The organism is Mesorhizobium sp. B2-2-3, from assembly GCF_006442405.1.
Classification (GTDB): domain Bacteria; phylum Pseudomonadota; class Alphaproteobacteria; order Rhizobiales; family Rhizobiaceae; genus Mesorhizobium.
The window spans coordinates 209,683-222,838 of the sequence record NZ_VFWC01000001.1 but is presented as its reverse complement, the minus strand read 5'-3'; the positions used below and the strand labels follow the sequence as shown (position 1 = coordinate 222,838).

12 protein-coding genes are annotated in these 13,156 nt (G+C 64.5%); 9 read left to right on the top strand and 3 right to left on the bottom strand.

Annotated features, from left to right (window positions below; genetic code table 11):
• Positions 1-133 precede the first annotated feature (133 nt).
• Entirely contained in the window at positions 134-586 is a 453-nt protein-coding gene (locus FJ951_RS01010) for a carbon monoxide dehydrogenase subunit G (protein ID WP_140497026.1), read from the top strand.
• A gap of 35 nt (positions 587-621) precedes the next feature.
• Here the strand turns inward: FJ951_RS01010 and FJ951_RS01005 are convergent, their stop codons facing one another.
• The 3 genes from FJ951_RS01005 to FJ951_RS00995 form a co-directional block, all read right to left on the bottom strand.
• Positions 622-1,791 carry an Mrp/NBP35 family ATP-binding protein gene (locus tag FJ951_RS01005; protein WP_140497028.1) on the bottom strand — a complete coding sequence of 390 codons (1,170 nt, stop codon included), beginning with the start codon at positions 1,789-1,791 and terminating at the stop codon, positions 622-624.
• A 77-nt stretch (positions 1,792-1,868) separates the two neighbouring features.
• The gene (locus tag FJ951_RS01000) at positions 1,869-2,873 is read right to left on the bottom strand and encodes an inorganic phosphate transporter (protein ID WP_140497030.1); all 1,005 of its coding nucleotides are present in this window, start codon (positions 2,871-2,873) and stop codon (positions 1,869-1,871) included.
• 3 nt (positions 2,874-2,876) lie between these two features.
• Positions 2,877-3,518: a DUF47 domain-containing protein gene (locus FJ951_RS00995; RefSeq protein ID WP_140497032.1), complete on the bottom strand. Its 642-nt coding sequence runs from the start codon at positions 3,516-3,518 to the stop codon at positions 2,877-2,879.
• A gap of 209 nt (positions 3,519-3,727) precedes the next feature.
• Between FJ951_RS00995 and FJ951_RS00990 the strand changes: the two genes are divergently transcribed.
• From FJ951_RS00990 to FJ951_RS00955, 8 genes are all read left to right on the top strand, one after another.
• Positions 3,728-4,105, top strand: a complete 378-nt coding sequence (locus FJ951_RS00990) for a VOC family protein (protein ID WP_140513034.1) — start codon at positions 3,728-3,730, stop codon at positions 4,103-4,105.
• Between the two features lie 92 nt (positions 4,106-4,197).
• Entirely contained in the window at positions 4,198-5,127 is a 930-nt protein-coding gene (locus FJ951_RS00985; RefSeq protein WP_140513032.1) for a LysR family transcriptional regulator, read from the top strand.
• A 101-nt stretch (positions 5,128-5,228) separates the two neighbouring features.
• Entirely contained in the window at positions 5,229-5,708 is a 480-nt protein-coding gene (locus tag FJ951_RS00980) for a formate dehydrogenase subunit gamma (RefSeq protein ID WP_140513030.1), read from the top strand.
• Positions 5,705-7,261, top strand: coding sequence for an NADH-quinone oxidoreductase subunit NuoF (locus tag FJ951_RS00975; protein ID WP_140513028.1), 1,557 nt, complete (start codon positions 5,705-5,707; stop codon positions 7,259-7,261). Before FJ951_RS00980 ends, FJ951_RS00975 begins: the two co-directional genes overlap by 4 nt.
• A 10-nt stretch (positions 7,262-7,271) precedes the next feature.
• Positions 7,272-10,181 (top strand): formate dehydrogenase subunit alpha, encoded by a 2,910-nt coding sequence (gene fdhF, locus FJ951_RS00970; RefSeq protein ID WP_140513026.1) that lies wholly within the window; start codon positions 7,272-7,274, stop codon positions 10,179-10,181.
• 129 nt (positions 10,182-10,310) lie between these two features.
• Complete coding sequence (gene fdhD / locus FJ951_RS00965; RefSeq protein WP_140513024.1) at positions 10,311-11,141, top strand: formate dehydrogenase accessory sulfurtransferase FdhD; 831 nt, start codon at positions 10,311-10,313, stop codon at positions 11,139-11,141.
• A complete protein-coding gene (locus tag FJ951_RS00960; RefSeq protein WP_140497046.1) occupies positions 11,131-11,442 on the top strand; it encodes a formate dehydrogenase subunit delta in 312 nt (103 codons plus the stop codon). The genes fdhD and FJ951_RS00960 overlap by 11 nt, the downstream gene beginning before the upstream one ends.
• Positions 11,443-11,554: 112 nt before the next feature.
• Positions 11,555-13,108, top strand: a complete 1,554-nt coding sequence (locus FJ951_RS00955; RefSeq protein ID WP_140497048.1) for an alpha/beta fold hydrolase — start codon at positions 11,555-11,557, stop codon at positions 13,106-13,108.
• Positions 13,109-13,156: the final 48 nt, after the last annotated feature.

The window sequence follows — 13,156 nt, the reverse complement described above, 5'->3', positions numbered from 1 at the left end:
ATGACAAATCGATATGACAACGCGCGGGTGCAGGCAAGGGGCACGCGTGATCTGAATCCGGACTTTGGTGCGATAGACATCAATCGGGCCGCACGCTACCAACAATCCGACATTGGTCGTCCGGGAGGTTCTGATGGCTTTGGTGATCGAGGGCGAGGAGCGCATCGCCGCACCCCTCCAGAAAGTTTGGGAAGCGCTGAACGATCCGGCGGTGCTGAGAGAAAGCATCCCCGGCTGCCAGAGCCTGGAAATGAAGTCGCCGACCGAGATGGCGGCGACGGTGGTGCTGAAGATCGGCCCGATCAAGGCGACCTTCAACGGCGAGGTGACGCTGAGAAATCTCAATCCCCCGCATGCCTACACGATCCAGGGCGAAGGCAAGGGCGGCATCGCCGGCTTCGCCAAGGGCGGCGCCGACGTGACGCTGACCGAGGATGGGGCGGACGCGACGGTGCTCAAATACGCCGCCAAGGCCGAAGTCGGCGGCAAGATTGCCCAGCTCGGCAGCCGGCTGATCGAATCGACCTCGAAGAAACTGGCGGGACAGTTCTTTTCGAGCTTCGGCGAGAAGGTGGGTGCTGCTTAGGCTGGTCTATCCAGCGTTAGCGCCCCTGGACGACATTACTCGAAGACGATGCTCGGCACGGCGTCCGCGGCCGCGCCGCGCTCTTCGTTGACCCTGTCCCAGACCTTCGAAGCGATATCGCGATAGATCTTCGCTTCGGCACTGTCGGGCTTCGATGCCACCACCGGCGCACCTTCATCCGAGCTTTCGCGAATGCCCATCTCCAGCGGCACCTCGCCAAGGAAGGTGACGCCGAGGCGCTCGGCCTCACGGCGTGCGCCGCCATGGCCGAAGATGTCGTAGCGCTTGCCGGTGTCGGGGGCGAGGAAATAGCTCATGTTCTCGACGATGCCGAGCAGCGGCACGTCGACTTTCCTGAACATGTTGAGGCCCTTGCGAGCATCGATCAGGGCCAGATCCTGCGGCGTCGAGACGATGACCGCGCCGGCCAACGGCACCTGCTGGGCCATGGTGAGCTGGGCGTCACCGGTGCCAGGGGGCATATCGACGACGAGCACGTCGAGCGGCCCCCATTCGACTTCGCGCAGCATCTGCGTCAGCGCCGACATCACCATCGGCCCGCGCCAGATCATCGGCGTTTCCTCGTCGACGAGGAAGCCCATCGACATCACCTTGAGACCGTAATTCTGCATCGGTTTCAGGATCTTGCCGTCGACGGTCTGCGGCCGGCCGCGGATGTTGAGCAGCCTTGGCATGGACGGGCCATAGATGTCGGCATCGAGCACGCCCACTTTCAGCCCGTTGGCGGCGAGGCCGAGGGCCAGATTGACGGCTGTGGTCGACTTGCCGACACCGCCCTTGCCGGACGCAACCGCGATGATCGCCTCGATGCCGGGCACGCCGCGCTTGCCCTGGCTGTGCGAGGCAGGCGCATGGGGCGCCGGGCGCGGCGCGGCAACGGGCGGGGCGGGACGTGGCGCCGGGCGCGCCGCGACAGGCGCCTCCATGCCGCCGCCCTTCTTCTCCGCCGTCAAGGCGACGACGGCGCCGGCGACACCAGGAATAGCTTTCACGACACGCTCGGCCGCGGCGCGCAATGGCTCCATCTCCTGCGCCCTGGCGGCCGGAACGGTGATCGAGAAGAACACTTTCGAATCGGCGATGAAAATCTCGGAAACCATGCCGAGGTCGACGATGTTGCCGGTGAAATCGGGGCCATTGACCGTTTTCAGGCGCTCGATGACGGTTTCCTTGGTGACGGACATGGCTGTTGCTTCCCTGGCGTTCGGCTGCTGCTCACATAGTGCAGATCGCCGGCGGCTCCAAGCGCCAGGCCGCGACATCAGCCTGCCAGGCGAACCGCCAGATAGGTCAGTGCAGAAATCGCCGCCGTCGCCGGCAAGGTGACGACCCATGCGATGACGATGTTGCCGGCTATGCCCCAGCGCACCGCCGAGACACGGCGGGCGGCGCCGACGCCGATGATGGCGCCGGTGATGGTGTGCGTGGTCGAAACCGGAACACCGAGCCATGTCGCGGCGAAGAGGGTGATGGCGCCGCCGGTCTCGGCGCAGAATCCCTGCATCGGGTTGAGCCTGGTGATCTTCGAGCCCATCGTGTGGACGATGCGCCAACCGCCGAACAGCGTGCCCAGCGCCAATGCCGACTGGCAAGTCAGGACCACCCAGAGCGGCACGTAGAAATCCGTTCCGAGCATGCCTTGGGAATAGAGCAGCACGGCGATGATGCCCATGGTCTTTTGCGCATCGTTGCCGCCATGACCGAGCGAATAGAGGGAGGCGGAAAAGAACTGCATGACACGGAAGGTACTGTCGACGGCAAACGGCGTCTGGCGCACGAACAGCCAGGAAACCACCAGGATCAGGAGAAGCGCCAGGACAAAGCCCGTCGCCGGCGACAGGACGATGGCGGCGACCGTCTTGCCGAGCCCCGCCCAGACGATGGCACCCGTGCCGGCCTTTGCGACGCCTGCCCCCACCAATCCGCCGATCAACGCATGCGAACTGCTCGATGGGATGCCGGCGATCCAGGTGACGATGTTCCAGACGATGGCGCCGACCAGGGCGGCGAAGATCACCGCCGGGGTGACGATGCTTGCATCGATGATACCCTTGCCCACGGTTTCGGCGACATGGAGGCCAAAGAACATGAAGGCGATGAAATTGAAGAAGGCCGCCCAGAACACCGCGTAATGCGGTCTCAGCACCCGGGTCGAGACAATGGTGGCGATCGAGTTGGCGGCGTCGTGCAGGCCGTTGAGGAAATCGAAGAACAGCGCGACGGCGACAAGGCCGACCAGCAGGGGAAAGGCGATCGCGACTTCCATCGCCTAGACGTTCTCGATGACGATGCCGCTGATCTCGTTGGCGACGTCCTCGAAGCGGTCGACCACCTTCTCCAATTGGCCATAGATCTCCGAGCCGATCAGATAGGCCATCGCATCGCTGCGGCCGTGCCGCCTGAAGAGATCCTTCAGGCCCTGCTCATGCAGATCGTCGGCTCGGCCTTCGGCACGCATGACTTCCTCGGCGAGTTCGTTCAGGCGCGCACTGTTGGCGCCGACCTTGGCCAGCAGCGGGATCGCCTCCGCGACGAGCCTGGCGGCATCGACAATGACGGCGCCCATTTCCTGCATCAGCGGATCGAATTCCCTCTTCTCGAACAGCCGCACCGTCTTGACGGTCTTGTGCATCATGTCGATGGCGTCATCCATCGACTGGATCAGGTCCTTGATATCGCCGCGGTCGAAAGGCGTGATGAATGAGCGCCGCACGGCAAGCAGGACTTCGGCGGTGATATGGTCGGCTTCGTCCTCGAGATCGACGATCTTTTCGCACCAATGCTCGATGTCCTTGCCTAGGAGGAGCTGCTGCAGGGCCTCCGCGCCGCCGACCACCGTGCGGGAATGCCGCTCGAACAGGTCGAAGAAGCGATCTTCGCGCGGCAACAGCTTGCGGAACCAGCCCAGCATGTTCGTCCCTCCCGGCGCACCAGTTCCATCCACATAGCGCCGCATGCGCCCATGGGGAACAGTAAGCCGGCTGAAAGATGTGGATGCAGCCAATTGCAGGCACCGCTCGCAATTGGCTGGCCGCCGGCAAAGCGGGGGTCGTCAAGCGACCGGAGCGACCTATTTCCAAGGAGACGCCGGGGACGACAAGCAGCGAAGGAGAAACGATCATGCTTGCAAACAGCAACGCGACGGCCAACCTCGCGGTGAAAGAGCTGGCGAAGGCAAAGGCTTTCTACGAGGGGACGCTCGGCCTGAAACAGGTGCATGACGAGGGTGGCGAACTGATCGTGTACAAAAGCGGCGACACCACGATCAATGTCTATCGCTCTCAGTTCGCCGGAACCAACAAGGCGACGGCGGTGACGTGGACGGTCGGCGATGAGATCGACACCGTCGTCAGCGGGCTGAAATCGAAAGGCGTTGCGTTCGAGCACTACGAGATGCCCGGCCTGACACTGGAAGGCGACATCCATGTCGGTCACGGCATGAAGGTCGCCTGGTTCAAGGATCCGGACGGCAACATCCTCAATCTCGTCGACCGATAGGTTTCTGCGATCAAGCATCGGCTTGGGGCGATCGACATCGCAGTGGCCGGCAGCCCTCTGGCGCGGTGCGGCGGCGGCGGTTAGCTTCAGATATGATCGACAAGCTGGAATTTTTCATCGCGCTGGCCAAGGAAGAGCATTTCGGGCGGGCTGCCGAAGTGTGCGGCGTCACCCAGCCCACCTTGTCGGCCGGCATCAAGCAACTTGAGGGTCAGCTGGGCGTGATGCTGGTCCTGCGCGGCTCGCGCTTCCAGGGCCTGACCCCGGAGGGCAAGCAGGTGCTGGTGTGGGCGCGCCGCATCGTCGGCGATACCAGAACCATGCGCGAGGAGATGCGGGCGGCGCGGCACGGCTTGTCGGGACGTATCCGCATCGCCGCCATTCCCACCGCGCTCGCCATGGTGGCGCGGCTGACGACGCCATTCCGCGAAAAACACCCCGGCGTCACCTTCTCGGTACTGTCCCGGACCTCGATCGAAGTGCTGTCGCTGCTCGGCAATTTCGATATAGACGCCGGCATCACCTATCTCGACAACGAACCGCTCGGACGAGTGACCAGCGTACCACTCTACGATGAGCGCTATCAGCTGATCACCGCCATCGGAAACCCCTATTCCGACCGCGACAAGGTGACATGGGCCGAGATCAGCCACCTGCCGCTCTGCCTGCTGACCCCGGACATGCAGAACCGCCGCATCATCGACCAGCACCTGGCCGAGGCCGGTGTCGAGGTCCGGCCGACGCTGGAATCCAATTCGATGATCGTGCTGTTCTCGCATATCCGCACGGGCAAATGGTCCTCGATCATGCCGCTCAACCTCACGGAAACGTTCGGCTTTTCCGAACCTATCAGGGCTATCCCGATCGTCGAGCCGGACGCCAGCCACACGGTCGGGCTGGTGGCCGCGTTGCGCGAACCGCACACGCCGCTGGTTTCGGCGCTGCTGGACGAGGCGATGGCGCTTGCAGACGATTTCCGCGCCCCCGCTAGGTTAGGAAATGCAGGTGCTGGAATTCGATAGAAAATTTCTATCAAGCGACGGATCCGCTTTATTGATTTCAGGGGTTTCTCCTGATTTTGTAAAGACTTAGCGATAAAGCCACCGACCAGGGAGGGCGCTGCGTGACGATGCAGCCTGCAAGTACCGAGATCGCATCGCGCACGGCCGCGATCATCCAGGATCTGAAAGACCTCGAAGGTCCGCTGCTGCCGATCCTCCATAACATTCAGGAAGAGTTCGGCCATGTGCCGCAGGCAGCACTCCCGGTCATTGCCGACGGACTGAACCTTTCCAGAGCAGAGGTGCACGGCGTCGTCACCTTCTATCACGATTTCCGCGCCCGCCCGGCAGGCCGGCATGTGCTCAAGCTCTGCCAGGCCGAAGCTTGCCAGTCGATGGGTTCCGATGCGGTGGCCGCCAGGATCAAGCAATTGCTCGGCATTGATTTCCACGAGACGGCGAAAGACGGTTCGGTGACCCTGGAGCCGGTTTATTGCTTGGGACTGTGCGCCTGCTCGCCCTCGGCGATGCTCGATGGCGAGGTGATCGGGCGGCTCGACAACGAGAAGATCGAAGAGATCGTCGCGGAGGTGCGCTCATGATCCCGCGCATCTACATTCCCGGCGATTCCGGCGCGCTGGCGCTCGGTGCCGAAAGGGTCGCCAAGGCTGTTCGTGCTGAACTCGCCGAGCGCGGCGTTGAGGCCAAGATCGTCCGCAACGGGTCGCGCGGCGCCTATTTCCTAGAGCCTATGGTCGAGGTCGCCACAGCAAACGGCCGCGTCGCCTACGGGCCGGTGAAGCCGTCCGACGTCAAGAGCCTGTTCGACAATGGCTTTCTCACCGGCGGCCATCACAAGCGCTGGCTGGGCGCGCCGGACAAGATCCCGTTCCTGGCCAAGCAGACCCGTCTGACCTTCGCGCGCTGCGGCATCAACGACCCGCTGTCACTCGACGCTTATAAGTCGCTTGGCGGGCTGAAGGGCCTGCAGAACGCGGTGGCCATGGCCCCGGCAGAGATCGTCAGCCAGGTTACGGAGTCCGGCCTGCGCGGCCGCGGCGGCGCCGGCTTCCCGACCGGCATCAAATGGAAGACCGTGCTCGATACGACATCCGAGCGCAAATACATCGTCTGCAACGCCGACGAGGGCGACAGCGCCACCTTCGCCGACCGCATGATCATGGAGGGCGATCCCTTCGTGCTGATCGAAGGCATGGCGATCGCCGGCATCGCCACCGGCGCGACCAAGGGCTTCGTCTACATCCGCTCGGAATATCCGCATGCGGTGGCGGTCATGAACAAGGCCGTCGAGGTCGCCCGCAAGGCCGGCGTGCTCGGCGTCAGCGTGCTCGGTTCGGCCACCGCCTTCGACATGGAGATCCGCGTCGGCGCGGGCGCCTATGTCTGCGGCGAGGAGACCTCGCTTCTGAACAGCCTGGAAGGCAAGCGCGGCGTGGTGCGCGCCAAGCCGCCGCTGCCGGCAATCCAGGGCCTTTTCGGCAAGCCTACGGTGATCAACAACGTCATCTCGCTGGCTTCGGTGCCTGTCATCATGGACAAGGGCGCCGCCTACTACAAGGATTTCGGCATGGGCCGCTCGCGCGGCACGATCCCGATCCAGATCGCCGGCAACGTCAAGCGCGGTGGCCTGTTCGAGGCGGCTTTCGGCATGACGCTGGGCGAAATCATCGACGATATCGGCGGCGGCACGGCCACCGGCCGGCCAGTGAAGGCGGTGCAGGTCGGCGGCCCGCTCGGCGCCTATTTTCCGCGCGCGCTGTTCGACACACCGTTCGACTATGAGGAATTCGCCAAGCGCGATGGACTGATCGGCCATGCCGGCATCACCGTATTCGACGACACCGCCGACATGCTGAAGCAGGCGCGCTTCGCCATGGAGTTCTGCGCCATCGAAAGCTGCGGCAAGTGCACGCCCTGCCGCATCGGCTCGACGCGCGGGGTGGAGACCATCGACAGGCTCGCCGCCGGCATCGAGCCGGAGAAGAACCTCGCCCTGGTTACCGATCTCTGCAACACGATGAAGTTCGGATCGCTCTGCGCGCTGGGCGGCTTCACGCCCTACCCGGTGATGAGCTCGATCACGCATTTCCCCGAGGATTTCAAGCCCGCGCCGGCGCGCGTGGCTGCTGAATAGGAGCTGGCAGATGAACATCAAGGCCGACTTCCCGACGCTTATCGAAGAGATCGATTACGGAACTCCGCAATCGAAGGCTGAGAAGCGGATCACGCTGACCGTCGACGGCCGCAGCATCAGCGTGCCGGAAGGCACGTCGATCATGCGCGCCGCGATGGAAAGCGGGGTCGAGATCCCGAAGCTATGCGCCACGGACATGCTGGACTCGTTCGGTTCCTGCCGCGTTTGCCTGGTCGAGATCGAAGGGCGCGGCGGCACGCCGGCGTCCTGCACGACGCCTGTCGGCGAAGGCATGGTGGTGCGCACGCGGTCGGAACGGCTCGACGCCATTCGCCGCGGCGTCATGGAGCTCTATGTCTCCGACCATCCGGTGGGCTGGAACGAGAAGGCCGGCACCGGCGCCAGTGAGTTCGACGCGGTGGCGAAGTCGGTTGGCCTGACCGAGAACCGCTACGGCGTCCAAGGCCGCAATCACGTCAAGGAGGATGGCGTCGCGCCCGGCCACGGCTCGCTGGCCGTCGACTACGTCGCGCGTGACGAATCCAATCCGTATTTCACCTATGATCCGGCGCAATGCATCGTCTGTTCGCGTTGCGTGCGGGCCTGCGAAGAGGTGCAGGGCACCTTCGCGCTGACGATCGAGGGCCGCGGCTTCGAATCGCGCATGGTCGCCGGCATGCACGAGGATTTCATCGCTTCCGAATGCGTGTCCTGCGGCGCCTGCGTGCAGGCCTGCCCGACCGATGCGCTGCGCGAGAAGACAGTGCTCGCCAAGGGCCTGCCGGAACGCTCGGCCGTCACCACCTGCGCCTATTGCGGCGTCGGCTGCTCGTTCAAGGCCGAAGTGAAGGACGACGAGGTCATCCGCATGATGCCCTACAAGGAGGGCAAGGCCAATCACGGCCATTCCTGCGTGAAGGGCCGCTTCGCCTATGGCTATGCCACCCACAAGGACCGCATCCTGTCGCCGATGATCCGCGAGAAGGTGAGCGATCCCTGGCGCGAAGTGAGTTGGGAGGAGGCGATCGCCCACACGGCCAAGGAGTTCCGCCGCATCCAGTACCAGTATGGACGTACGGCGATCGGCGGCATCACCTCGTCGCGCTGCACCAATGAGGAGACCTATCTGGTCCAGAAGCTGGTGCGCCAAGGCTTCCGCAACAACAATGTCGATACCTGCGCGCGCGTCTGCCATTCGCCGACCGGCTACGGGCTCGGCCAGACCTACGGCACCTCGGCCGGCACGCAGGATTTCGATTCCGTCGAATTCACCGACGTCGCCGTCATCATCGGCGCCAATCCGGCTTCCGCACACCCGGTGTTCGCCTCGCGGCTGAAGAAGCGGCTGCGCCAGGGGGCCAAGCTGATCGTGCTCGACCCGCGCCGCACCGAGATGGTCAAGTCGGCGCATATCGAAGCCGACTACCACCTGCCGCTGAAGCCCGGCACCAATGTCGCCGTGCTGACGGCGCTGGCACATGTCATCGTCACCGAAGGCCTGTTCGACGAGGCCTTCATCCGCGAGCGCTGTGACTGGACGGAATTCCAGGACTGGGCGTCCTTCGTCGCCCTGCCGGAGAACAGCCCCGAAACCGTCGGCAAGCTGTCCGGCGTCGATCCCGAACTGATCCGCGGTGCTGCGCGTCTCTACGCCAAGGGCGGCAACGGGGCGATCTACTACGGCCTCGGCGTCACCGAGCACAGCCAGGGCTCGACCACGGTGATGGCGATTGCCAATCTCGCCATGGCCACCGGCAATATCGGTCGCCCGGGCGTCGGCGTGAACCCGCTGCGCGGCCAGAACAACGTGCAGGGCTCGTGCGACATGGGCTCCTTCCCGCACGAACTGCCAGGCTATCGCCATGTCTCGGGCGACGCGGTGCGCGACATCTATGAAAGCCTGTGGGGCGTGAAGCTGGACGACGAACCCGGCCTGCGTATCCCCAACATGCTGGATGCCGCCGTCGACGGCTCCTTCAAGGGCATCTACATCCAGGGCGAGGACATCCTGCAGTCCGATCCCGACACCAAGCATGTCGCCGTCGGCCTGGCCGCGATGGAATGCGTGGTCGTGCACGACCTCTTCCTCAACGAGACGGCGAACTACGCGCATGTGTTCCTGCCGGGCTCGACCTTCCTTGAGAAGGACGGCACCTTCACCAATGCCGAGCGCCGCATCAACATGGTGCGCAAGGTGCTGGAACCGAAGGCGCGTTACGCCGATTGGGAAGCGACGCAGGAGCTTGCCCGTTCCGTCGGGCTGGACTGGAACTATGCGCATCCGTCCGAGATCATGGACGAAATCGCCAAGACGACGCCGAGCTTCGCCGGCGTCTCCTTCGAGTTGCTCGACCGCCTCGGATCGGTGCAGTGGCCCTGCAATGAGAAGGCCCCTCTCGGCACCCCGGTCATGCATGTCGACGGCTTCGTGCGCGGCAAGGGCAAGTTCATCCGCACCGAATATGTGGCGACGGACGAGCGAACCGGGCCACGCTTCCCGCTGCTTTTGACCACCGGCCGGATCCTGTCGCAGTACAATGTCGGCGCGCAAACGCGGCGCACCGACAATATCATGTGGCACTCCGAGGACCGGCTGGAGATCCATCCGCACGACGCCGAGAACCGCGGCCTGCGCGACGGCGACTGGGTGCGGCTGACCAGCCGCTCCGGCGAGACGACGCTGCGCGCGCAGATCACCGACAGGGTGTCACCGGGCGTGGTCTATACGACCTTCCACCATCCCGACACGCAGGCCAACGTCATCACCACGGACTTTTCGGACTGGGCGACCAACTGTCCGGAATATAAGGTGACGGCAGTGCAGGTCGGTGCCTCCAACGGACCATCGGAATGGCAACGCGACTATGACGAGCAAGCGCGCAACAGCCGCCGCATCGCCCCGCTGGAAGCGGCGGAGTAGAACTTGGACGAGACATTCGACAATAAGAGCTTCAATCTTGACGGTTGATCGCCCCCTACTTCGTCGAGCTTCGCTCGACACCTCTTCCCCGATCGACGGGGGAGAAGAAAGGCGCGAGGGGTGCGTCTCGTGACTCGCAAACGCCCCGCCATCACCGAAATGTCCCGTCTCGCTCGCCGCGCCAGCGGCACGGCAGCGGCCCGCCGCATGGTGCCGGAAGAAACGCCGGTGGCGTTCTCCTTTGCCGGCACGGCGCACGCGGTGATGATGGCGAGCCCGGCCGATTTGAAGGATTTCGCGCTCGGTTTCTCGCTGACCGAAGGCATCATCGCTTCACCCGAAGAGATCGAGGCGATCGAGGTCGAGGATCTCGGCGCCGGCATCGACATCCAGATTCGACTGAAGGACCAGGCCAACACGCGCTTCGAGGCGCGGCGGCGCAGGCTCGCCGGACCGGTTGGCTGCGGGCTCTGCGGCATCGAATCCATCGAGGAAGCGATGCGCGCGGTCGATTCGGTTGGTGCGTCTAAACTTACGCTTGATGCCGGCGACATCGTCCGTTCCGTCAAGCTTCTCGCCAAGATGCAGCCGCTGCACAGCGAGACGGGCGCGGTGCACGCCGCCGGCTTCTATATCCCCGGCAAGGGCGCCGTCATGGCGCGCGAGGATGTTGGCCGTCACAACGCACTGGACAAGCTGGCCGGTGCATTGGCCAAGGCCGGCATCGACGGCGCGACCGGCGCGGTAGTGGTGACGTCGCGCGTCTCCGTCGAGATGGTGCAGAAGACGGCGACGATCGGCTCGCCCTTCATCATTGCCGTCTCTGCGCCGACCGCGCTCGCCGTCCGCACCGCCGAACAGGCCGGCATGACGCTGGTGGCCTTGGTTCGCGGCGACGATTTCGATATTTTCACCCATCCGGACCGGGTGGTTCGCGGAGTTGCCAAACATGTCGCATGACGAAGACCACATCATGAGCACCAGCGAGAAGCTGGTGCGGATGGCCAACCAGATCGCGGCCTTTTTCCACTCCAGGCCGCGCGAAGAAGGCGTGGCCGGGGTGGCCGAGCATATCAACAAATTCTGGGAGCCGAGGATGCGGCGTCAGTTCTTCGAGATGCTGGACAGCGGCGGCGACGGCTTCGATGAACTCGTCGTGGCTGCCTCGACCAGGATCAAGCAGCCGGTCTCGCCCGCCGAGGCCGATCTGAAGCTCGGGCTCAAGCTTCCCCCAGGCGACGTAGCCGCCTCGCAAAAATAGCCATTGGTTCGCGTCCGCTTATATTTCCTTCCGCTAAAGTTTAAGCTGCCGCAAGCGACGCAGCTCTGCTATGGTCGGCGATCCGAAATCGTCAGGCCGGGCGGAACAACTCGTGAGGCCGATCGAGACCCGATACGCCCGTAGCGGCGACGTGCGGATCGCCTATCAGGTGGTCGGCCAAGGCGCGTTCGATCTCGTCTTCGTGCCGGGCTTCATCTCCAACCTCGACCTGCATTGGGAGGATGAAGGCTATAGCAGGCTGCTGAAACGGCTTTCCGCCTTCTCAAGGCTGATCCTATTCGACAAGCGCGGCACCGGCCTGTCCGACCGCGTCGATGCCAACCATCTCCCCAGCCTCGAAACGCGCATGGACGACGTGCGTGCGGTGATGGACGCGGCCGGCAGCGGCCGCGCGGCCCTGCTCGGCGCCTCGGAAGGCGCTCCGATGGCCATGCTGTTCGCCGCCACCTATCCGGAGCGGACACGCGCCCTGGCGCTCTATGGCGGCTATGCCCATTTCCACCGATGGGTGATGCCGCCGGAACGGCTGGAGGCATTCATCGCGACGACGGAAACCGCCTGGGGCACAGGCGCCACCTTGCCGCATTTTGCGCCCGGCCGCGTCGAAGACAGTCACTTTGCCGCCTGGTGGTCGCGGTTCGAGCGGCTGTCGGCAAGTCCAACGGCGGCGGCGGCGCTGGCGCGAATGAATGCCGGCATAGACGTGCGCGGCATACTCTCGGCGATCAGCGCGCCGACGCTGCTGATCCACCGCCGCAACGACGCGCGCGTCGATCCCGATGCCAGCCGCTTTCTCGCCCGGAAAATCCCGAACGCCCGGCTTGTCGAAATCCCCGGGCGCGACCACCCGGTGTGGACCGGTGATGTCGACCGGGTCGCCGACCTGATCGAGGAATTCCTGACCGGCGAGCCGGCCGTGGCCGACAGCGAGCGCGTGCTCGCCGCATTGCTGGTGACGCGTATCTACGATACGGCGCGCCTCGGCGACCGCATGTGGAGCGAGCGCAGCCAGCGATTCCAGGAGACCTGGCGATTGCTGGTGGGGCGCCATGGCGGACGTGTCGCAGGCACGCATGGCGAGCTGATGATCTCGCGCTTCGACGGTCCGGCGCGCGCCATACGCTGCGCGGCGGCATTGCGCGAAGCGGCGCAGGAGATCGGTGTGGCCAGTGCACAGGGCGTGCATGTCGGCGAGATCGAGATGCGCGGACCGCCGGTCGGCTTGACTGCACGCGTGACCATACAACTTGCGGCCCATGCCAGCCGCGGCGAGATCCTGGCGTCGCGGCTGGTTTCCGACCTGGCGACCGGCTCCGGCCTACACTTCATCGATGGCGGACGCATTGCGCTCGACGAGTTGGACGAGCCGTTGGCGTTTGTTCTTGCGACGTCCGAGCAGCATCTGGAACCCGCCTGCCGATCCAAGCCCAGGCCTGCCGAACCGGCCGCGCTGACGGCGCGCGAAAGCGAGGTGGTGAGCCTGATCGCCGACGGCAAAAGCAATGCCGCGATCGCCGCCGAGCTCAACCTCAGCGAGCATACGGTCAAGCGTCACGTCGCCAACATATTGCTCAAGCTCGACCTGCCGTCGCGGGCGGCGGCGGCCGCGTTTTCGGCACGGAACCCTGGCCCGCACGGGCCATAAAGGCCATGGCGCTTTCGGGCGAAGCGGCCGATGGCGTCGGGGATTATC